21 protein-coding genes and 2 pseudogenes are annotated in these 21,467 nt (G+C 45.6%); 9 read left to right on the top strand and 14 right to left on the bottom strand.

Features of this window, described 5'->3' with window-relative positions; all coding sequences use genetic code 11:
• The first annotated feature begins 16 nt into the window (after positions 1-16).
• Entirely contained in the window at positions 17-805 is a 789-nt protein-coding gene (locus JCM19037_RS17785) for an IclR family transcriptional regulator (RefSeq protein WP_042403427.1), read from the top strand.
• A gap of 462 nt (positions 806-1,267) precedes the next feature.
• A complete protein-coding gene (locus tag JCM19037_RS27675; protein WP_052364025.1) occupies positions 1,268-1,750 on the top strand; it encodes an amidohydrolase family protein in 483 nt (160 codons plus the stop codon).
• A 48-nt stretch (positions 1,751-1,798) separates the two neighbouring features.
• On the opposite strand, the pseudogene JCM19037_RS17775 reads toward JCM19037_RS27675, so the two are convergent.
• The 6 genes and pseudogenes from JCM19037_RS17775 to JCM19037_RS17750 all read right to left on the bottom strand — a co-directional run bounded on the left by JCM19037_RS17775 (position 1,799) and on the right by JCM19037_RS17750 (position 9,207).
• Positions 1,799-2,964: pseudogene (locus JCM19037_RS17775) on the bottom strand (4-hydroxybenzoate 3-monooxygenase).
• 75 nt (positions 2,965-3,039) lie between these two features.
• Positions 3,040-4,500, bottom strand: coding sequence for an aldehyde dehydrogenase family protein (locus tag JCM19037_RS17770; RefSeq protein WP_042403424.1), 1,461 nt, complete (start codon positions 4,498-4,500; stop codon positions 3,040-3,042).
• Positions 4,501-4,528: 28 nt separating this feature from the next.
• Positions 4,529-5,832 (bottom strand): annotated as a pseudogene (locus tag JCM19037_RS17765) (TRAP transporter large permease).
• The gene (locus JCM19037_RS17760; RefSeq protein ID WP_052364024.1) at positions 5,822-6,556 is read right to left on the bottom strand and encodes a TRAP transporter small permease; all 735 of its coding nucleotides are present in this window, start codon (positions 6,554-6,556) and stop codon (positions 5,822-5,824) included. Before JCM19037_RS17760 ends, JCM19037_RS17765 begins: the two are co-directional and overlap by 11 nt.
• Positions 6,547-7,437 (bottom strand): TRAP transporter substrate-binding protein, encoded by an 891-nt coding sequence (locus tag JCM19037_RS17755; protein ID WP_042403421.1) that lies wholly within the window; start codon positions 7,435-7,437, stop codon positions 6,547-6,549. The genes JCM19037_RS17760 and JCM19037_RS17755 overlap by 10 nt, the downstream gene beginning before the upstream one ends.
• 33 nt (positions 7,438-7,470) lie before the next feature.
• The gene (locus tag JCM19037_RS17750; protein WP_042403419.1) at positions 7,471-9,207 is read right to left on the bottom strand and encodes a thiamine pyrophosphate-requiring protein; all 1,737 of its coding nucleotides are present in this window, start codon (positions 9,205-9,207) and stop codon (positions 7,471-7,473) included.
• A 110-nt stretch (positions 9,208-9,317) separates the two neighbouring features.
• Between JCM19037_RS17750 and JCM19037_RS30310 the strand changes: the two genes are divergently transcribed.
• Both JCM19037_RS30310 and JCM19037_RS17745 read left to right on the top strand, forming a co-directional pair.
• A complete protein-coding gene (locus JCM19037_RS30310) occupies positions 9,318-9,611 on the top strand; it encodes a LysR family transcriptional regulator (protein ID WP_081829412.1) in 294 nt (97 codons plus the stop codon).
• Positions 9,506-10,198 (top strand): LysR family transcriptional regulator substrate-binding protein, encoded by a 693-nt coding sequence (locus tag JCM19037_RS17745; RefSeq protein ID WP_193744799.1) that lies wholly within the window; start codon positions 9,506-9,508, stop codon positions 10,196-10,198. The genes JCM19037_RS30310 and JCM19037_RS17745 overlap by 106 nt, the downstream gene beginning before the upstream one ends.
• Before the next feature lie 631 nt (positions 10,199-10,829).
• On the opposite strand, the gene JCM19037_RS17740 is transcribed toward JCM19037_RS17745, so the two are convergent.
• The 8 genes from JCM19037_RS17740 to nagA all read right to left on the bottom strand — a co-directional run bounded on the left by JCM19037_RS17740 (position 10,830) and on the right by nagA (position 18,706).
• Positions 10,830-11,828 carry an NADP-dependent oxidoreductase gene (locus JCM19037_RS17740; RefSeq protein ID WP_042403417.1) on the bottom strand — a complete coding sequence of 333 codons (999 nt, stop codon included), beginning with the start codon at positions 11,826-11,828 and terminating at the stop codon, positions 10,830-10,832.
• Between the two features lie 521 nt (positions 11,829-12,349).
• Positions 12,350-13,450, bottom strand: coding sequence for a D-alanine--D-alanine ligase family protein (locus JCM19037_RS17735; protein ID WP_238544798.1), 1,101 nt, complete (start codon positions 13,448-13,450; stop codon positions 12,350-12,352).
• Positions 13,451-13,471: 21 nt separating this feature from the next.
• Complete coding sequence (locus tag JCM19037_RS17730; RefSeq protein WP_042403415.1) at positions 13,472-15,070, bottom strand: UDP-N-acetylmuramoyl-tripeptide--D-alanyl-D-alanine ligase; 1,599 nt, start codon at positions 15,068-15,070, stop codon at positions 13,472-13,474.
• Between the two features lie 123 nt (positions 15,071-15,193).
• Positions 15,194-15,844 (bottom strand): alpha/beta fold hydrolase, encoded by a 651-nt coding sequence (locus JCM19037_RS17725; RefSeq protein ID WP_238544797.1) that lies wholly within the window; start codon positions 15,842-15,844, stop codon positions 15,194-15,196.
• A 232-nt stretch (positions 15,845-16,076) separates the two neighbouring features.
• Positions 16,077-16,553 carry a GntR family transcriptional regulator gene (locus JCM19037_RS17720; RefSeq protein WP_238544796.1) on the bottom strand — a complete coding sequence of 159 codons (477 nt, stop codon included), beginning with the start codon at positions 16,551-16,553 and terminating at the stop codon, positions 16,077-16,079.
• 7 nt (positions 16,554-16,560) lie between these two features.
• Complete coding sequence (locus JCM19037_RS27670) at positions 16,561-16,794, bottom strand: GntR family transcriptional regulator (protein WP_238544795.1); 234 nt, start codon at positions 16,792-16,794, stop codon at positions 16,561-16,563.
• On the bottom strand, positions 16,794-17,540 hold the full coding sequence (gene nagB / locus JCM19037_RS17715; RefSeq protein ID WP_042403414.1) for a glucosamine-6-phosphate deaminase: 747 nt from the start codon (positions 17,538-17,540) through the stop codon (positions 16,794-16,796). Before nagB ends, JCM19037_RS27670 begins: the two co-directional genes overlap by 1 nt.
• Entirely contained in the window at positions 17,537-18,706 is a 1,170-nt protein-coding gene (nagA, locus tag JCM19037_RS17710; protein ID WP_052364023.1) for an N-acetylglucosamine-6-phosphate deacetylase, read from the bottom strand. The genes nagB and nagA overlap by 4 nt, the downstream gene beginning before the upstream one ends.
• Before the next feature lie 126 nt (positions 18,707-18,832).
• Between nagA and JCM19037_RS17705 the strand changes: the two genes are divergently transcribed.
• The 5 genes from JCM19037_RS17705 (at position 18,833) to JCM19037_RS23355 (ending at position 21,311) form a co-directional block, all read left to right on the top strand.
• Positions 18,833-19,099 carry a hypothetical protein gene (locus tag JCM19037_RS17705; protein WP_042403412.1) on the top strand — a complete coding sequence of 89 codons (267 nt, stop codon included), beginning with the start codon at positions 18,833-18,835 and terminating at the stop codon, positions 19,097-19,099.
• An 857-nt stretch (positions 19,100-19,956) separates the two neighbouring features.
• Complete coding sequence (locus tag JCM19037_RS23365; protein ID WP_052364022.1) at positions 19,957-20,430, top strand: MFS transporter; 474 nt, start codon at positions 19,957-19,959, stop codon at positions 20,428-20,430.
• Positions 20,411-20,776 (top strand): hypothetical protein, encoded by a 366-nt coding sequence (locus JCM19037_RS23360; protein ID WP_052364021.1) that lies wholly within the window; start codon positions 20,411-20,413, stop codon positions 20,774-20,776. Before JCM19037_RS23365 ends, JCM19037_RS23360 begins: the two co-directional genes overlap by 20 nt.
• Positions 20,773-20,943, top strand: a complete 171-nt coding sequence (locus tag JCM19037_RS25990) for a hypothetical protein (RefSeq protein ID WP_193744798.1) — start codon at positions 20,773-20,775, stop codon at positions 20,941-20,943. Before JCM19037_RS23360 ends, JCM19037_RS25990 begins: the two co-directional genes overlap by 4 nt.
• 5 nt (positions 20,944-20,948) lie before the next feature.
• Entirely contained in the window at positions 20,949-21,311 is a 363-nt protein-coding gene (locus JCM19037_RS23355) for a hypothetical protein (RefSeq protein ID WP_052364020.1), read from the top strand.
• The last annotated feature ends 156 nt before the right edge of the window (positions 21,312-21,467 follow it).

The raw sequence follows: 21,467 nt of genomic DNA, 5'->3' as shown, positions 1-21,467 counted from the left end.
GAAAGGAGTTCACCCGATGGAAACGGTTATAAATAAAAAGCGAGATTACACACTTTCTTCTGTGCGCAACGCGTTGCGTATTATGCATTGCTTTTCCATGGATGAGCCAGAACTTAAACTTACTGACATTTCGAAACGTTTGAATCTTGGGAAGAGTACCGTGAGTCGGATGATGGCCACATTGCAGCAAGAAGGATTTATTGAAAAAAATCCAGACAATCAACGCTTTCGTCTCGGATTGTCGATCCTCTCTCTTGCGAGCGTATGTACGTCAACGTATGACATTCATCAAGAGGCAGGACCTGTTTTGCATGAATTGACCGAGCGGACGCAAGAAACCTCCCACCTCGCGATTTTGGACCAGCATGAGGTGATCTATTTGCAAAAGGTCGAAAGCAAACACCAAGTCCGAGCGTTCACCCATATCGGAAAGAGAAACCCGGCCTATTGCACAAGCTCAGGAAAAATCTTGCTCGCGTATCACGATCATGAAGAACGTCTATTACAAGCTGTTGAAGGTGACGGCTTTGTCGCCCATACAAAAAATACAATTACAACAGTTGATGAACTCCGCGACGAGCTTCGTGATGTCCGCGCTAAAGGCTACGCAATTAGTTTGGAGGAACTGTCTGAAGGCGTTGCTACAATCGCTGCGCCGATTCGAGATTATACAGGCAAAGTGATTGCTTCAGTCAATCTCATCGGACCGGTTCAACGTGTGAACCAATATACGATTCATACGCATACACGCAGAGTGGTTGACGCCGGCAAACAGATTAGTCGAAAACTAGGATTTAGACAATAACCATTACATTTAGGAGCTGTCCGTCATGATTGATTCTCATACACATTTTATACCAGAACAAGTACAACAATGGATTGAAGAGAACAAAACACTCATCAATGCGAAGTGGATCAAAAAAAACGAACAAACAACCTTACTTTCCATTAACGACAAATGGGCATTTCCATTAAATGAAAATTTCACACGCACACAGTCGTTTACAGCGGCGTACTCATCCTTTCGTAAAGCACTCGTTTCCCCTGTACCTCAACTGTTTCTTTATGATCAACCCGTTGATGTGACGAGTGAGCTTGTTCAAGTGTACAACGACGCGCTCGTTCATTTAAAAGCGAAAGATGCCACGTTCGAAGGATTGGCTACGTTATCTTTACAGTCACCTGAGCAAGCGGCCAAAGAATTGGAACAAGCGATCCAACAAGGGTTGAAGGGAGCCATTGTCGGCCCAGGTTTGGGGAACGAACGTTGGCTGACTCTTTCTTTGATCCATTGTTCGAAGCGGCGAATGCAACTCAAGCTGTTCTGTTCGTTCACCCCCTTCTGCATAGCGATCCACGTCTTAACCATTCAAAACTGCCGAACCTCATCGGCGTGCCGTGGGAAACGACCATTGCTGCTGCGAACCTTATTGTGCAAGGGGTTCTTGACCGCTATCCGAACATCACCTTTCTATTGGCTCACGGTGGTGGGTTTCTTCCTTACCAAATCGGGAGAATGTCCAAAGGGTTCCGATCATGGGAAAATGAATTCGCAAAGCTCCAGCGAACACCACTTGAATATGCGACTTCCTTCTATTATGACAGCGTCCTTTGGGATGAGCGCACTTTAGACTATTTGCTCGAAATTGCCGGAAAAAACCAAGTGATCCCTGGTTCAGACTTTCCGTTTGAATTGAATGATTGGAAAATCGATCAACATAAATTAAATCACACACCAAGTTTCCTTTAACAAAAGCTGGGTTGTTACGCACATAACGTGCATAACAACCCTTTTTAGTTATGAATATTGCGGAGCTAGCGCGCGACCCCATTCAATCGGCAAACCTGTATAGTTTTCCGCTAACGAGCGTTTCGCGGCTTCCGATGATACTAAATAATGAAATTCACTCTCTTGGATTTTTCGTTCAAACTTCGTCTTTTTCACGTCTGTATGAAGAAGGGTCGTCATGAACGATGAGAAACGTTGAGCTTTCCAAATTCTTTGCAAAGCGATTTCTTCATAACGATCCAATAAATTTTCACTGCCATTGTGATACCGCTCTTTTAAACCTTCGGCAAGAATTTGGATATCACTAATCGCTAGATTCAAGCCTTTGCACCGGTAGGAGGAACGATGTGCGCAGCATCACCAGCAAGAAACAAATTGCCTTTGCGCATCGTCTCGCACACATAACTTCTCATGGAAACGATGTTTTTGGAAACGATTGGACCATCCTTTAATTCTTTTCCGTCACCAATGTCTGAACGCTTCTTCAGTTCTGTCCAAATCCGATCATCGGACCAAAGATTGATGTCGTCTTTTCGATCCACTTGCAAATAAAAACGTTGCAATGTAGGCGTACGGGTACTTAGTAGCGCAAACCCATTTTCATGATTCGCATACACCAGTTCATCACTTGCGACCTCTGTTTCGGCTAGAACGCCTAGCCAACCGTAATCATACAGCTTCTCATACTCTGAACAGTCCGACTCGGTAACCGTTTCACGGCACGGTCCGTGAAAACCATCACACCCTGCAATATAGTCACACGTAATGGTTTCTTCTGAAGCACCCTTTACCGGAGTGTATGTTACGTACGGTTTATTTGAATGAATGGCGTGGGTTTTTACTTCATTGACTTCAAAATGAATCGCTGCCCCATCTTCAATCCGCGCTTTGAGCAGATCTTTCAATACTTCGTGCTGCGGATAAACAACGACCTTCTTCCCACCCGTCAACGACGGAAAGTCAATGCGTTCGCGTTTTTGACCGAACTGTAGATAAATGCCTTCATGCTCAAATCCTTCATGCTCAATTCGAGTACCCACACCGGTTTCTTTCAATAAATCAACGGTCCCTTGTTCTAAAACGCCCGCTCTGACCGTCTCCTCAATTTCTTTGCGTGATCGTTTTTCCAATATAATGGAGTCAATTCCATTTTGAGATAATAAATGTGAGAGCATTAACCCTGCAGGCCCCGCACCAATAATGACAACATTCGTATGCATCCTTCTACACTCCTATCTTTGTTATCTGTTTTAGAATGGATATTTACGCGTTTCTTCTTGAACGGTGACCCATTTTGGGTTTGTGTACTCTTCAACAACCCATGGGTTTCCAAACCTCCCAAGGCCACTTGCTTTGTTCCCACCAAACGGTACATTTGGAGCATCGTTCACTGTTTGATCGTTAATGTGGGTCATCCCCGCATCCAGTTCTAGTGCAAGTGTTTCTGCTCGTTCAAAATCACTCGTAAAGATGGCTGAACTTAAGCCGTACGACGTATCGTTTGCCAAAGAAATCGCCTCTTCATCAGACTTGGCGCGAATCATCGTAGCAACAGGGCCGAACACTTCACTTTGGGCGAGTTCAGAGTCGTTTTGAACGTCAGTAAACACATAAGGAGTGATGACATTTCCAATCTGCTCTCCTTCTAAAGCGAGTGTAGCTCCTTCTTTTTTCCCTTGTTCAATAAGTGCATTCACTTTCTTTAACTGATCTTTATTAATGATTGGCCCGATAATCGTCTCAGGGTTCGTTTGGTCACCGTATGGAATCTTTTTCGCCCGCTCGACAAACTTCTCAACAAACGAATCGTAGACCGCGTCGTGAATGATCATGCGATTAATAATCATGCAAATCTGTCCTTGGTGAATGAACTTCCCAAAAATTGCAGCATTCACTGCTTGGTCAACATCTGCATCTTCGAGAACGACGAATGGGCTATTTCCACCTAGTTCTAATGCGACTTTTTTCAAATTGCGCCCAGCGGTTTCGCCAATTTTCTTACCTACTGCCGTTGAACCGGTGAAGCTAACCAACTCAGCAAGGGGATGGTCAATCATCCCGTTCCCAATTTCCTCAATATCTGTGAGCAACATGTTAAAAACACCTTTAGGTAATCCCGCATAATCAAAAGCTTTTGCAATCATAACACCACCGCTAAAAGCAACTTGAATATCCGGCTTGTGAACGACCGTATTTCCAAGGGCAATTGCTGGAATGATGCTTCTCATCGACAAATTCATTGGGAAATTAAACGGTGAAATGGACGCCACAACACCGAGAGGTGTCCGGTATATTTTGCTCTTTTTTCCCGGAACATGATTAGACACTTCGTGCACATGCTCCAATTCGTGAACATAGTTTAATGACTCTTCGAGAATTTCCATCGTGAGGCCGAATTCTACATTCGCTTTTAAGACAGAACCTCCGGTATCCTTGGAAAGCATAAGTACAATTTCGTCTTTGTTGTCTTTGAAGTATTCAATTGCCTTTTCGATGTATACTTTTCGTTCGTCTGCTGGCGTTTTGGCCCAAGATTTTTGTGCATGTTTTGCCGCCTCAAAAGCTTGCTCTAGTTGTTGTTTTGTTGCTAGTGGAATGCTCGCAATCACTTCATCGTTATAAGGGTTTACGTTATCAAACGAGCGGTCACTACCCCCGGCTACCCATTCTCCGTTCGTGTAACTTTTCGCGTACTGTTCGTAATTTTCCATTGGCTAATCCCGCCTCTCTTTTAATTAGCTACTGCATTAGATTCGGTAGTGTAAGTACTATTTGTGGGAACATAACGAGAACCGCTGTAAATATAACCATCGCAATTAACATCGGTACGACACCTCGGAAGATCGTCTGCACAGGAATATCGCGAACGACACCGTTAATGACAAACACGCTAATTCCAAGCGGTGGTGTGATGACACCCATGTTAAAGACCATCACCATAATGATGCCAAACCAAACCCCGTCAAACCCAAGTCCCGTCACGATTGGATACACAATCGGCAACGTCAAAACGAGGATCGCAATACCTTCAAGAAATAACCCGAGCAAGAAATAGACAACGAGCAATATCGCAATAATGACAAATGGGGAAACGTCTAGACCGGTTACGAAAGACGTTGCCGCTGCAGGGATTTGACTCATTGCTAAAAACTGACTAAACAAGCCCGCGCCAATCAAAATTAAGAAAATCATCGCCGTAAGTCGCAACGTCTCATCAACAGACTCTAGCAATTTTTTGAAGTCTAATTTTTTTGTGAGTAAAGCGACGACGAGTGCACTAATGGCTCCAACGCCACCGGCTTCGGTCGGCGTGAAGAACCCCATGTAAATACCGCCCATACTTATAAGGAAAATAATCGCAAACGGCCAGATTTCTGAAAGTGAGAGAAACTTTTCTCTCCAGCTCACCTCATAGTCGGTACTCGGAGCAAGTTCTGGTTTTCTTTTCACTTGAATATAGACGACTGCCATAAACGTAATCGTGAGCAGAAGCCCCGGTACGACGCCCGCGATGAGTAATTCACCGACCGGCTCCATCGTTAAAATGCCATACAATATGAGAATGACACTTGGCGGAATTAAAACACCGAGCGTCCCGCCTGCTGCGACACATGCGGAGCTAACCCCGGATGATACTTATACGATTTCATTTCAGGGATGGCGACTTTTGCGAGTGTTGCGGTTGTCGCATTCACAGAACCGGAAATGGAGGAGAAGATCGCCGATGCGCCGATCGTCGCCATGCCAAGCCCGCCGTTCACTTTCCCACCCCAATTGTTTACTGCTTTGAAAAGGTCTTTCGCCAAACCACTATAGGAAAGGAACATCCCCATCAAAATAAACATCGGCATCACACTTAAACCGTAGTTGCTTGCCGTTCCGAATGCACTCATGCCCAGTTGCGCTAGAGCAACATCCAAGTCGAGTAACTGCCAAAATCCGAAGAATCCGACAAGAAGTAGTGAAACCCCTACCGGTACGCGCAACAATAACAAGACGAACAAACCAACGATGGCGATCACACCAATAAACTCAGGACTCATCTTGACCGACCACCTCTCGGACAGATTTCAAGAAATCAAGAACGATGGTGAGCACAAATATCGCGAGTCCTATGCCCCCGGTAATTATGAAGGCAGATACCGGCAACCCTAGATCCCCCGTTACTGTAGAAGAGATTTGCACAGAGTACGTGAACGTCTTCCACGTCATGAGCGCTAAGATGACGAGCATCACACCGTAAGTAATGAGTGATAACCATGCTTGGAAACGTCTCGGGAAACGCTCCACGAGGAAATCTATAGAAATATGTCCTTTTTTCACTTGCGTAAACCCAAGGCTCAAAAATACGATCAACGCTAGTGCCATATACGTTAGCTCATGTGCACCAGTAATCGGTTGCCAAAAGAACCTACCTACAACATCTAAAAACGTGAGCGTCATCATCGCAAGCAGGATTACGCCTGCGATAATCGCTGCAAATTTATTAATTTGTAATACTACGGTTTCAAAACTAGAAATTGTCCGGTCGAGCACCTTACTCTGCCCCTCATCTCTTAAACGGATCGCATCATCAAGAATTCCTTGACCATCATACCCGTCCGCTTCCATATCTTCGACCCATGCTTCATAGAGCGGAAGCACCGGTTCTTCCCAGACACCCATCTCCTCTTCTGGAATGGTATAAATCTCAACACCCGCTTCCTCTGCGGCAATAAAGCCTTCAACTCCATCATGGTCATACACTTCAGCCGCTTTCATCGCCATGTTTTCGCCCATAATTTCTTCGAGTGAGTCCTGATCTTCAGTTGACAGTTCATCCATGTTCCAGGGTTAATGACGACAAACAAGCTGCTCGTGTAAAAGTTCCCTTCCGTAATGTATCCGGTTACATCTGCAAGCTGAAAGTTTGTCACAACCGAGGCCGGTGCTAACGCACCATCAATGACCCCACGTTGCATGCCTTCATATACATCACCCATCGGCATAGACACTGGAATGGCACCGTATGCCTCTAGAATGTCCCGAGCTGCTGGGGAAGGGGTCCGTATTTTTAACCCTTTAAGGTCTTCAGGTGAATGGATAGGTGTATCGGTCGTAAAAATTTGCGCAGGATCATTTTTGAAAAGCCAACCTACCCGCGCCCCTTCATGCTCAGCTTCGATTTCAGGGTACTTTTCATGCAGTGACCACAAAATCTCCGTTCCTTTTGTGCCGTTCTCTCCCATAAATGGCAGCTCGGTGACACCGGTTACAGGAAACCGCCCTGGCGTATACCCGTGTAGCGCAATGGACATATCAGCCACACCATTGACGACTAAGTCGTAATGATGATCCGCTTTCGACAACGCATTGCCCGCGTACAACGTGCCCGTCACCCTGCCGTCGGTTGCTTCTTCTACTTCTTCAATAAATGGATAAAACACATCCGTATGCTGCGGGTGAGGACCTGGCATAAATGATGAAAACGCAAGATCAACCTCATTCACCGTCTCCCCACTCGTTTCTGCTGTTTGACAGCCAGCTAACAAAACAAATGATGCAAAACTAGAAATGGCTAGTAAGCGGTTACATTTCATACCCTTCACCTGAATGCCCCCTTTCTTCGTTGATTTTAGTGTAGCGAAGTCTTGTACAACATCAAACACTGTTGTTCTCCTATGCGCAACAATCTGAATTTTTTAACGTCCCGTCACACGCACATCGACTACAGCTGATCTTCCACCTTTTACAACGTTAATCGCTTCAGTTAACGCTTGGCTCAGTTCGTCTGCATCGTTGACACATACTGCATAGGCGCCGCCAGCTGCTTCTGCAACTCCTGATAAATTCGAACTCGGGTCAAACATTGTCCAGAATTGATTTGTTTCATGCGCAACACCTTCGGGGTGAACACCTAATGTGGAGAACTTCGGTGCATTCCACTGTTCGTTGTTGAAAATAACCGTCAAAAACGGCGCGTCATATTTTCTCGACATCCAATGCACTGGCGTTGGATTGCTAAATACATACGATCCATCTCCAGTTAAGCTCACGACGAGACGGTTTGGTGAAGCAAGTTTCGCACCGACTGCCGCACCACCGTTCCAACCTAAAGAACTCGCGCCTAGGCTATAGTACGAACCAGGTAGTGAACGTGGAATATGCTGATTCACAGTCGTAAAGTTGGTAATCGCTTCACTCATGACAATAGCGTCTTCATCTAGAACTTCACGTAGCTTTGCCGATAGGAGCTCAGGTGTAATTCTTCCATCACTTGATACGACTTCTTTTTGTTTCCAAGCCTCACGCGTTGTCTCATGGTGTTTCATAACGGCTTCATGTCGGGCAGTGATTCTTTCATAGTTTAATTCTGTCCGCGCAACTTGCTCATTCACCTGCTTTAAGAATACAAGACTGTCAGCTTTAATAAATTCATTGGAAGGAAAATACCATAGTGGTGTCGTTTCCTTGAGTGGATCCATATCAATATAATAAATATCAGCATCTTCTTGAGGACGGTTCGTTAAAGGAATCCACGGTACGTCGCTATCAATAACGAGAATCACATCCGCTGTCGTTACATAAGGGTCTTCAAAACTTTCATTCCAACGATAACCTACGTGTAGCGGGTGCTCTGCTGGGAAATTCATCCGACTCGGTGCAGATTCAAGCACAGGAATGCTTAGCGCTTCTGCTAGTTTCACGAGTTCATGCACCGACTCTTCTTGTCTACCGATATAAGAAGTTACAATAAGCGGCCGTTCTGCTGCCGTTAATTTCTCAACCATGTCATTGAGCTTTTCTTTAGCAACTGCTTGGGGGGCGAGACCCTTCCACTTTGAATGATTAAGGCTCACCGGTTCGCTTGATTCTTCTAATACTTCTCTCGCCGCTGTTAGGTAGACTGGACCTTGCGGATCACTCACAGCCAACTGCTTCGCACGGTGCATCACTTGTTTAATATTTTTCCCAGTGCGAATTTCGTAAGCGTGCTTTGCATAGTTTCGTACAATCCCTGACTGATCATGGGCATCTTGGAGCCAATGAATGTATTCATTGCGGCTACCAGGCAACTCACCTTCTTGTGTAAGCGGTGACATTCCAGCAAAAATAATGACCGGTATTCTTCCTTTAGCTGCATTATGTACGGCTCCGCCAAGATTTTGTGTGCCGCAATCCACATGTATAATGACGGCTTGTGGCTCACCTGTCACTTGTGCGTACCCATGAGCGGCACTGAGAGCCACCATCTCATGCTGACAAATAATGACTTCAGGCATTGAGATGCCTTGTTGCTTAAAATGGGCGAGACTTTCAATAATGGCCGGATGATCGCTTCCAAAGTTTCCAAAAATATATGAAACACCCATCTCTTTGAACGCTTCGAGCATTGCATCCGCACTCGTATATAATTTTTCTGTTTTCGTAATTTCCATCGTGGAATCTCCTCCTTACGTTTGTGTTCAGAATTGTATCACAGCTATACAAACTTATATAATATAATTATAATAATCAAATATATTAATAACATATAGGATGGGATAATATGGAAATTAGACACGTCCGTTATTTCGTCACTGTCGTACAAGAAGGACAAATAACGACCGCTGCCCAAAAACTCAACATGGCGCAACCGCCCCTTAGTCAACAAATCCGACGTTTAGAGAAAGAAATGGGCACACAACTGCTCGTCCGTGTAGGAAAAAAATTCTGCCAACAGAGGCAGGGGAACTATTGTACGAGCGGGGCATTGAACTGCTTAAAGAATTTGATGACGTCGTCGACATCGTCAAAGATACAGGCGAAGGATTACGAGGCACACTTCAAATTGGGTGTGTGAAATCATGCCTTCATCATTTACCAGCGACCATTCGCTTCTTTCATGAACAGTGGCCAAACGTACATATTCAAATCCTTTCAGGAGACCCTTTTCAGTTAGCCGCTTCGATACATGATCGCGAGATTGACGTCGCTCTCGTCCGTTCTCCTCATCCACAAGACCAACTACATTTCACACCATTGGATGAAGAAGAACCCTTTTATTTTATCACAGCAAAACATCAATGGATTGCGACAAACAGACAAACCGTGACAATGAAAGAAATTGCCGGATTACCGCTTTTCGCCCTGCATCGCGTAAAAGGCATTGGCATATATGAGCTCGTACACGAAGCCTTCAAACATCACGGACTCACACCAAATTACATTTGTGAATCCCCGGATGCGACAACATTACTCACGCTCGTCGAAAGTGGATTAGGGGGAATTATGCTTCCAGAAGCTGTCTTGTCTACATTCTCTAAAGATAACTTCTCCATCTACCGAATTACAGATTGCCATGTGACGACCACCACCGCATTAATCACCCCGAAAGACCGCCACATCTCCCGGGCCGCCCAGCACTTTAAAGACCTTTTAGTGCAGTGAGTGAGGTTGAAGCGATGTGGGTGGGCGGCAGAAAACGGTCTATATGATTACTTACCCATATATGACATTAGCGTGAGGTGAAAGAAAGTCACTCACCCTTCACATTCAAATGCCAACATGCAATCGGCATGAGCCATGCCGATGAAAGTTCGGTTTATTTTCGGCACCTTGGGTGCCGATAGTTGCTAGCTCTTGAGGTTTATTTGGGTAAACAGGGGGAAGTTCGATGGAGAAACGAACGTTCACAGATTGCCTAGTCTGATGTAAACTGCGGTGTTCTAAATCGATCTAGATCGCAGATCTCCTATAAATTCCCAAAAATGAACATCCATCGCCACCGCCGGTGTTGAAATTCGTGAAAAACGATCTAGATCACCAGGAAAACGATCTAGATCGCCCAGTTTCTGGTAAAATCCACTTTTTTAATGCGATCTAGATCGTTTCGGGCGTGATCTAGATCGCGGATCTCCTAGTTATTACCAAAATGATGCGGAGATGTTCGGGCGAGCAATCCCCACCCCATCCACGTATACATCCTCGAAGTTTCACATGTCCGGGCCTCCCGCGATCACTCCCCCCCATTTAAAAAACGGATGTCCAATATTGGACATCCGTCAGATAGTCAATCTTTTTATTCGGCTACTTTGACGAGTTGTTTCCCGATGTTCTCGCCTTCAAAGAGGCCGAGGAAGGCACGGGGTACGTTTTCAAAACCTTCATGAATGGTCTCTTCAAACTGAATATCTCCGTTTTTTAGCCCTTCGGCTAGTGCTTGGTAAGCTTCTTTATATTTGTCAGCGAAGTCAGCAACGAGAAATCCTTGCATCTTCACTCTCGACTTAATCAGGAAGGATTGGACACGAGGTCCGAAGTTTTCTTCTTTTTTTGTGTTGTTGTAGGCGGATATAGCACCGCAAACGGGTACTCTGGCAAAGGTGTTTAATCTTGGCCAGATATGATCACTGATTTCTCCGCCGACATTTTCGAAGTAGACGTCAATGCCATCTGGACACTGTTCATCGAGCGCGTGCTCCAAATTGTCTTCTTTATAATTGATGGTCGCATCAAAACCGATGGAGCTTAGGTAGTCTTGCTTCTTTTTGGAACCAGTAATGCCAATGACGCGAGCGCCTTGTTTCTTGGCTAATTGGCCAGCTACAGAGCCGACAGCTCCAGCAGCACCAGAGATGACGACGGTTTCGCCAGCTTTGGGTGCACCGATTTCATACATGCCAAAATAGGCGGTGAGTCCTGGCATCCCGAGCACGCCAAGGGCATGTGAAGCAGGGGCGCCGGCAAGTTGTAGCTTGCGAACATTCTTCCCTGCTGTTGTGTTGTATTCAGCCCAATTGAGGGAACCTGTGACGACGTCACCTTCGGCTAACCCTTCTGACTTTGACTCCACGACTTCAGCTACGATGCCACCGTTAAGCGGTTCGTCAACTTGAAAAGGTTCAACGTAAGACTTGGCTGATGACATTCTGCCACGCATATATGGATCGACGGAAAGATACAGTGTTTTTAGTAACACCTCTCCGTCCTTTGGCTTTTGAACTTCCGCTTCATGAAAATAAAAGGTATTTTCGGTTGGAACACCAACCGGTCGTTCTTTTAGTCGTATTTGTTTCATTGTGAGCACCTCCGTCCAATCACTATTCCTTCAAATACGTAAGTTTAAACCATGCCTACTTGTTGAGTTATGCTTGGAGGCTTCTTGTCGTACAACAATATGCTCCTTTATATTTTAACTCTCGTTTGAAAGCGCCTGAGGTAAAAATCTCCCATTAAATCAACTGTGGTAAGGTTTCTCTTAATTTATGAGGGATATTACTGCAAATCTTACAATAGAAAGCCCAATGGTACGATTTCAGCCTAAAATGCGGGCAATGCGGAGAGAATCTTACCATGAGAACGCGCCCTCCCAATCGAACCCCCGCTCGTCCATGTTAAATAACATCGTACAAAAGCGACACCCCCATTCATGAACAATGACTGGGGGTGTCGCTTTTTATATTTTTCATCGTGCTTATTTCTTACTTCCACCTTTGCTTCCGCCTTTTCCACCACCGCCGCCTTGCAAGGAGAACAGGTTGGAATCAATGGAAAAGGTGAGGCGTTCGCGATCGCGCTGGCGTTTTAATGCTAGCTGGATCATGTCATGTGTGAGTGTCTGAAAGTCTTTGCCGGCAGGTCCCACAAGTAGAAGGAAAGGGACCCTGGAATTGTGTTAATTTCATTCACGTAGACGGAGTCGGTCGTTTCATCGATCATGAAATCGATGCGCGATACGCCACCACAACCGAGGGCTTTGAATGTGCGCACTCCTAGTGATTGGATTTCTTCTGTGCGTTCATCAGAAACCGGAGCAGGAATGATGCGATCGGTGCTTTCCATTCCGCCACTCGTCCCTTTTGAACCTCCACTTGATTTACTGCCGCCGTTTGAACTGCCTTGATATTTATCTGCATAGCTAAGGATTTCTTCTGTCTTTAATACTTCTTCGAGTACCGACGCTTCAGCGTGCTCTGTGTCTCCGAGAACTGAGCAGTTAATCTCCTTTAGTTCCCCGATGAGGGGTTCAATGACGAGCTTACTGGCGTATTCTAATGCTTCTTCTACAGCGGTCTCTAGCGATGTGCGGTTTCTAGCAATTCCAATGCCAACACTGGAACCGAGGTTCGCGGGTTTGACAATCGCCGGGTATCCCAACTTCTCTTCGACTTGGGTAACAACGGCCTCCATGTCTTCATCATTCGCGCCCATAAACCATACGTCATCGAGCACAGGCAATCCTTCATTACGAAGAACTTGCTTCATCGTGATTTTGTCCATACCCGCCGCAGAAGCCCCAACGTCACAACCGGTATATGGGATGTTCATGAGTTCAAATAACCCTTGCAAAACCCCATCTTCGCCGAATGTTCCGTGGAGAACTGGAAACGCGACATCAATTTGACCCGCTTCGCGTTTGCCAAATCGTGGTACAGGCAACTTTTGCAAAATGATGCCACCATTTTCTGCGGCAATCGGTGTGACGACCGTTGATTCTTGCAAAAGGTTCTTCAAGTCTTTGTACGCTTCAATATCAAGCAGTGATTCCCCTGTATACCACGTGCGGTCTTTACTAATATAGATCGGAACCGGTTCATAACGGTCCGTGTCCATCGCATGAATGGCTTGGAGTCCTGAAATGACCGACACTTCATGCTCTACAGAAATCCCGCCGAAAAAAACACCTACTCTGGTTTTCATCGCATTCATCTCCGTTCAGTCTTACTCTTCAAATGTGTCCGGCAAGTCATTCTCTAACAGAACGACGGAAGGTTCCGTGGCCGTCACGTCTCGCATCTTCGCGAGTGCATCTTGCAAATTCGACGCGACATAATACTTGTCTTCTGAATACCCCGCTTCTTGAAGTCCATCTTGTAGCGGGATGGTCTGCTTTTTACCGACAAGGATAATGTAATCACACACATCTGCAGCATGCGTTGCCAAACGTTTATTCAATTCATATTCACGATCGCCAAGTTCGATCATCCCTGGCGTAATCAATATTTTCTTCTCGGGCATGTATCCGAGAACTTCTACTGCCATCTTTGATCCTGATGGGTTCGAGTTGAAACTGTCATCAATAATCGTGAGTGTATCGCTCGTTCGTTTCAGTTCAAGTCGATGCGCAACAGGGGCAACACCTTTAATCGCGCGGGCAATGACGTCAAGCGGAATATTCTTCTCCGCACCAATGGCAACCGCAGCAAGGATATTATAAATGTTGTGACGCCCGAGCAGTTTCGTTTGAATCTCAACACTCGTTCCGTCATATTTTTCGACAGTAAACGTCGTTCCTTTACCTGAATACGTGATATTCGTCGCCCGGTAGTGTAAGTCTTCAGCATCGATTCCGTAATACATCGTGCGTACACTATTCACTTGCGGATACGCGCGGATGTTGTCGTCATCTTTATTCAAAAATGCCGTCCCGTCGTGCGGCAGTGTTTCAACAAGCTCAAACTTCGTTTTCTTAATTGTTTCCAACGTCTTAAATGTCTCAAGATGCTGTTCACCGATCGCCGTCACGATCCCGTATTTCTGGTTAACGAGTGTACAGATTTCTTCAATGTCGTGCTCTTGCTTGGCACCCATCTCAGCAATAAAAAGATCGTGGTACGGCTTTAATTGTTCACGAATGGTCCGCGTGACGCCCATCTTTGTGTTGTAACTTTCAGGTGTCATTAACACATTATATTTGCTTGCGAGCACCGCTTTTAGGATATGCTTCGTACTCGTTTTCCCGTAACTTCCAGTTACCCCAATGACTTCTAAGTTCGGCATGTCACGTACGATCCGCTCGGCATCGTGGAAGTAATATTGGTTAATTTGTAACTCAATCGGCATCGTAATGACGTTCGCCACCATGACGATAAAGTACGCAAGAAATGTTGCAACCGCAAGGATTGCAATGAATAGACCCATCGTAAACGTGCCACCAGCGCTCCACCAGAACGCACCTAAAAAGATGAGCAAGTAAACGAGACCAATGGCCGTTAACAGTCGCTTCACTCTTGATGTATAGACGAGCTTTTTCTTCTCTTCAGTCTGAGGGCGCAGTGCAGTCAATGATGCAAACACGATAATTGCCCAAGCAGCAATCACGTAAAAGGATATGTTTTCAGAGAGCGGCAGTGCGATCAAAGACAAGAGTGGCAACAAATCCCATAAGCGAAATGCTTTCTTTGTATTTCCTTTCATCCAGCGGAAATAACGTTCATTACGATATGAGTTGAGCTGCAACATATGGACATTCCGTTTCACACGGATGATTGTGTATAATGCCCAGGCAATGGCAAGTAGTAGGATGAGCAGACTTTCCATATGTTTAGATGGCCTCCTTGTCTTTTTCGAGGAAATGATTAATGACAATCAAAAACTCTTGGAGGTTATCGAGGTATGAAAAATGCCCTGCACCTTTAAGGACGACCAGTCCAGCGTTAGGAATTAACTTCTCCATCTTTTCACCGTCGGAAACAGGAGTGTCATCATCCTTCTCCCCCATACGAGTAGGGTTGGGACCGTGACCTTTGGCATAAGATGCTGCAAATCTTCATTGACAACCCGCACGAGTGTCTGTTGCATCACCCCGGATGCGTTTTGATAATCGGTTGAGCCGACCTTTTTCTTCATACTAGAGAGAATCTCTTCTTTACGTGATCGAAGGCCCGGTAAGCTCAGTATTTTCTTTGCCGTTTTAAATGAATAGACTTTCATATAGTAGTTCAGTTTGCGTTTCGGTTTCACACCGGCACTGTCAACGAGAATGACTTTGTTTACCGGATGTTCAGACGCATAGCGGATCGATACACGCCCACCATTGGAATGACCGATCAAAATTGGATCTTCTATGTTTTGTTTCAGTATAAATTCTCTAAGCATTTTCGCAAAGTCATCTGAACCCCAAGGCTTTGGTGGCTCTTCACTTTCTCCAAATCCGGGAAGGTCGATGGACCATACTTTAAAATGTTGTTCAAGGTTTCGATGAACTGGGCCAAAGGCTTGAATATTGGCTCCCCAACCGTGAAGGAGCAGGACGTCTTTTCCTTCGCCCGAGCAATGGAAATGAACCTGCTTTCCATGAATATCTATAAACACGTTATTACGCCCCATTCTATTGTTAAAGCATGCGTGCAGACGACGCTCATTCTCCTATCATAACACAGCACATACTTCGTTGGCTTTTTATTTTATTTTACATGATGCCAGTGAGTAACAAAAGAAGATTTGCTTCACTTTCAGCGTATGTCACGAATCGTTCACTGTTGAACAATTCTTGATTCACTTTATCAAAAAAATAAGCCCCGCCAAAGATGCGGAAGGCTTATTTCTATCGGGATAGTGTCTGGAAAAACGTATAACGGTCGCCTCTGTACACAGAATCGACAAACTCAAAAGCTTCTCCTGTTTCTAGGTATGATGTTTGTTTCATTCTCATCACGACGCTGCCTTCAGAAATACCGAGACGTTTCGCTTCCTGTCTTGTAGCTACACTCGCTTCGAACGATTGCTCTGCAGAGACAATCTCGAAACCTGCACGCTCTACCGCCGAATAAAATGACGACTCGACGTCGGTTTTTTTTAGTGTAGGAAAAAGGGATCGCGGAATCCACACCGTTTCGATGCACATCGGTTCTTCATTTGCGAGGCGGACTCGTTTAATTTGAACAACTTTTGCACCTTCTGCCACGCTTAGTTGTATGGTCACCTCGCTCGGAGCGCTAACCTCTTCAAAAGCAAGAAAGTGACTGCCTGGTGAGAAGCCCCGCTCGCGCATCTCTTCGGTAAAACTCGTTAAATCTTTCATACGTGCGTCATTTTTTGGCACTTACAAACGTGCCTTTGCCTTGTTGCCTGTACAAGATGCCTTCTTGGACGAGGTTGTTTAACGCTTGGCGAACGGTCATGCGACTAATGCTATAACGCTCAGCAATCTCTCGTTCAGGAGGTAAAACTTCGTGTTCTTCTAACTCGCCTTCCTGAATTTGCTCTTTCATGCTTTGTTCGAGTTGATAATAGATGGGGATTTTCGATTGTTTATCAATCATCACTTCGTCGCCATACTTTCATCCAACTCCACAGCGGCTGCTTCGTCAATAAATAGCGTCACATTCGGGTGGTTTTGCAATACTGTCGCTGGATGGTTTGGATTTGGCGCCTCACTGATCATTTTTCGTACTGCTTCTGCTTTATCCGCCCCAGAGACGAGAACGAGAATTTCTTTTGCTTCTAAAATTGTCGAGATGCCCATCGTAATTGCTTCGCTTGGCACTTCTTCTAATGTGTCAAAATAACGGGCATTCGCTTCTCGCGTCTGCTCATCGAGTTCGATGCGATGCGTTCGAGAATCAAAAGACGTATTCGGTTCATTAAAGCCGATGTGTCCGTTGTGCCCGAGACCGAGTATTTGCAAGTCAATTCCTCCGCTCAACTGAATCTGCTGCTCATAGTTCAGACATTCTTGTTCAATGTCACGAGCCTTTCCATTTGGCAGATGGGTGTGGTCTGTACGCACATCCACATGGTCAAACAAGTGCTTCTTCATATACGCATGATAGCTTAGTGGGTGGTCATCGTTAAGACCGATATACTCATCGAGATTAAACGTCGTCGCATGTTGAAAAGATAACTCTCTCCGGTAATATTTTTCAACTAAATAGCGGTACATCCCTTCAGGTGTGCCGCCAGTGGCTAAACCTAACACAATTTTAGGATTGTGGAGCATTTTTTTTGCGATTTGTTCGGCAGCTGCTCCGCTCATTTCTTCATAATCTTTCATCACATATACGTTCATTTTGACCCCTCCTCAAATCGCAATTGTCCCGCGCACCAAGTCTCTTGCAGCACGTCTTGCCCAAACAGCACAACATCGGCATCAAAGCCCGCCGCAACGTTTCCTTTTCTATTAGAGATGTTCAGCGCTTTTGCTTGGTTCCAAGACGTCATCTTGGCAACGTCTTCCCACGATGCATCCGTAAACGTGCGCATGAGCCGAACAGCATCGTTCATTCGCAAAACACTGCCTGCCAACGTGCCGTCTTCAAGCGTCGCTTTCTCACCGTGCACACGTACCGTTTGTCCCCCTAAATCATAATCGCCATCAGGCATTCCTTTCGCGCGCATCGAATCGGTAATTAAGAACAAACGGTCCGAACCGATGGCTTGAAATGCGCTCCTCACCGCTCCTGCCTTGCTATGCATCCCGTCAACAATCAATTCACTTTTTAATGAAGGGAACGTAAACGCTGCCCCGACGACACCTGGCGCCCGGTGGTGCAGTCCTGGCATGGCATTGTACAAATGAGTCACGTGCATCGGTTTATCTTGAACAAGTTGCTCCAACGTTTCGTAATCAACGGTCGTATGTCCAATCGATGCGATCACTCGTTCATCGTTGCATTTTTGCAAAAGTTTGTTTGCGCCTTCGATCTCGGGGGCGAGCGTAACGATCCGGATTGTACCGTCGGCAGCTCGTTGGAACTCTGCAAACATCTCTACGTCTGCACGTTCTATATGCTGGAGCGGTTGAGCGCCACGCTTGTCAGGGTGAATAAACGGGCCCTCTAAATGCACACCTAGTAACTCAGCAGACCCAAGCTTTTTCACCGACTGGGCACACTGCTGGAGCGCTTGTACAGTTCGAGCCTTACTGCTCGTTATCGTTGTCGCTAAATAGGCGGTCGTTCCTTCCGTCGGCAATTTTTCTCCGAGGGTTGTGAACACGTCTTCGGTTGCGTCCATCACATCGACACCGTAGCCACCGTGAATGTGCACGTCAATGAATCCTGGCAACGCTGTCGTATCGTCATCATACGTGCGGACCGGAATATGTGCAGGAAAACTCGTTTTGTCGTTCTTACCAACATAAACAATCTTGCCGTTACGCATGTGAATATACGCGTTGTCCATAAACAAACCATCCGAAACGACATTCAATCCCGCTAGAATTACTTCCCGCAACGCTCTCACCTCTTTTCTTGTAACATATCACTATGACTTCTAGTTGTCTAGACCAATATTTTTATGTTTTAACGATGGACATGCCGGGAACACTCCTTGTAGCGACAATGAAGGAGGAAACAATTCATGAAAGTAGATGCACTATATATGGATGGTGGCAAAGCCATTACATTTCGCACAGGAGAATTAAACGTAACAGAAAATGATCAATGGAACGGCGTATTTCACGCAGTTGATGAGCAGAACTTGATCTTTGATGCCGTCAGCTCTAAGAAAACCTTTGACTTTAAATTCGAAACGAGCGAAGGTACGTTCGAAGGACCTGCCTTTGTTTCTGATATTGATAGCGAGAAAACAGAGAACATCGTTATATTCAAAGCACAGGCAACCTGAAACAGAAATAATGATAAACCCCGTCTAAACACAAGTGTTTGGACGGGGTTTTTGTATGGCGCGGGGCAAAACTCTGCTCAAGTTGAACAAATCTGCGCTAAGCCTTTTCCTGATTTGCACAGTTGATTGTTGCTTTCCAATGGAGGAGGATAGTTGTACTCCAGAGCACAAGGCAACATCGGTGGCTAAAAGACAGCCACCGTGTTTTCTATGCAGTCCGGACTATAAGTGCAACATCGGTGGTCAAAAGACGACCACCGTGTTTTCTATGTACTCCAGAGCATAAGGACAACACGGTTTACTTTTCTGCCTACTGGCTAAGGTGTAGAAAAAGAAGCCCAAATGTCTCATAAGTTCATATTTGTGACAGTTTGGAAAGGAAAAGTCATCGTTTTAAACGCGGATGCGCACATAAACGGAGTCAACGGTCACAAATCGCGATATATGTGACCGTTGAGGGCTGAAAGTGCCCAGTTTGCGGGCTGGATTGTCACTTAAGTAAGAGGTCATCACATGCTTGTGCCAGGTGGTGACCATCAGTCACGTCTTTTTACCTTTTGGCAAACGTTTTCCATGTTGCCCGCAACCCTTGCAGTGTCGACGTGAGATGAACTTCAACAGACAATACGTAGCGTTTGCCCGTAAAGACCGATCTCGGTCATCCGATTCAGTGAATTTCTTTCGTTCAACTCATATAGTTTCGGGAAAATTGCTGTTTTTTCAGTGGGCAACGAGGAACTAGAGCGCAGACGACAGGGCGTTCATAACCACACTCATGCCTTTTATTTTGATTTACGAAATGTTTTCCGTGTTCTTCTCTTCAGAAAGCGGTATCATGATGATGAAGAGGTGGAATTATGGATAGTCAAAGAAAGAAAAAACTTGTACTCTTACTCGCGATTTTACTTACATTTACTGTGATTAATGGAACGATGTTTAACGTAACCATTCCCGATATAGCCGAAACGTTCGGGCTCTTGCCTTCGCAAGTCAGTTGGGTAATGACTGGTTACATTCTCGTATATGCGATTGGGTCGGTCATGTACGGAAAGCTTGCGGACATGGTGCCGTTAAAGACGTTACTTACAGTTGGAATTCTTCTATTCTCGCTCGGATCCGTGCTCGGGTTTTTATCGCCCAACTACGGAACACTACTCGCCGCTCGCATTCTCCAAGCTCTAGGTGGCGCCGCTATCCCAGCCTTGGCTTTATCATTCCGTCTCGCTATTTTGATACCGATCGAGGGAAAGTGTTCGGGATTATTTCGTCAACGGTGCCTTTGCTTCAGGGATTGGTCCCATTGCTGGTGGCATGATTGGTGGGGTGCTTGAATGGCGATACTTGTTCCTCGTGCCGGCGACGGCTTGCTTAGCCATTCCGTTATTCCGCAAATGGTTGCCTGACGAGCGTGTACAATTCCAAAAAATTGATTACATTGGTGCAATCCTCGTCTCGGTATTTGTCTCGACGTTACTGCTATTTGTCACGTTGTTCGTCTGGTCATTACTGTTTGTATCGATCTTGTCGTTTTTAATACTCGCTTTTCATCTTAATCGAAGCGACGTGCCGTTTATCGACCCGGCATTACTCAAAAATCGAAAATACGCCATCACCTTACTCACAAGTTTTTTCGGTACGAGTGTGATGTTTGGCTCATCTTTGTATTGCCGATTATGATGCGTGACCTTTATGACACAACTACGATTGGCATCGGCATGGTGCTGTTCCCAGGGGCAATGGCTGCAGGAATTCTCGGTCGCTACGGAGGTATGGTCATTGACCGGCGCGGAAGTGTGTATGTACTAAGAATCGCCTCATCGTCATTTCCATCGGCGTATTTCTAATTAGCGTGTTTACCGGCTTCTCCTTATGGCTCGTTGCAGCAGCTGTATTTGTCGCATACATCGGTTTTCCACTGCTGCAAAGTGCAACCGCAAACCTTCTATCCACATTGCTTGATCGGCAAACGACAGGCATTGGCATGGGGCTGTTTAACTTATGTAACTTCATATCGGGTGCGTTTAGCAGTGCAATTTTCGGGAGCTTGCTTGACACTACGAGCGTGACGTATTCAATTAACCCGTTGAATCCTCACGGACCTCATTCGATTTATAGCAACCTTTACTTTGCGCTCTCCCTCATTGCCGTCGTTGCACTCGTCTTGTTTCTTTGGATTTATTATGATCGATCTAAAAAAAACGACTACGACTAGCGCTCCGCTGTCGTAATCGTCAATTCCCGCGCACCGAGCGATTGGGCGAATTTCTCAAGGGCGGAAACGACCATGTCGTTTTCGCCCACACCTTCATACGTCGTCATATAAAGTCGACCGTTTGCCCGGTCAAAATAAGGATCAACCTTGCCAATG

This window comes from Geomicrobium sp. JCM 19037 (genome assembly GCF_000698105.1).
Classification (GTDB): domain Bacteria; phylum Bacillota; class Bacilli; order Bacillales; family Marinococcaceae; genus Geomicrobium_A.
Note: the sequence above shows the minus strand (reverse complement) of the source record. Positions and strands in the feature narration are given on the sequence as shown.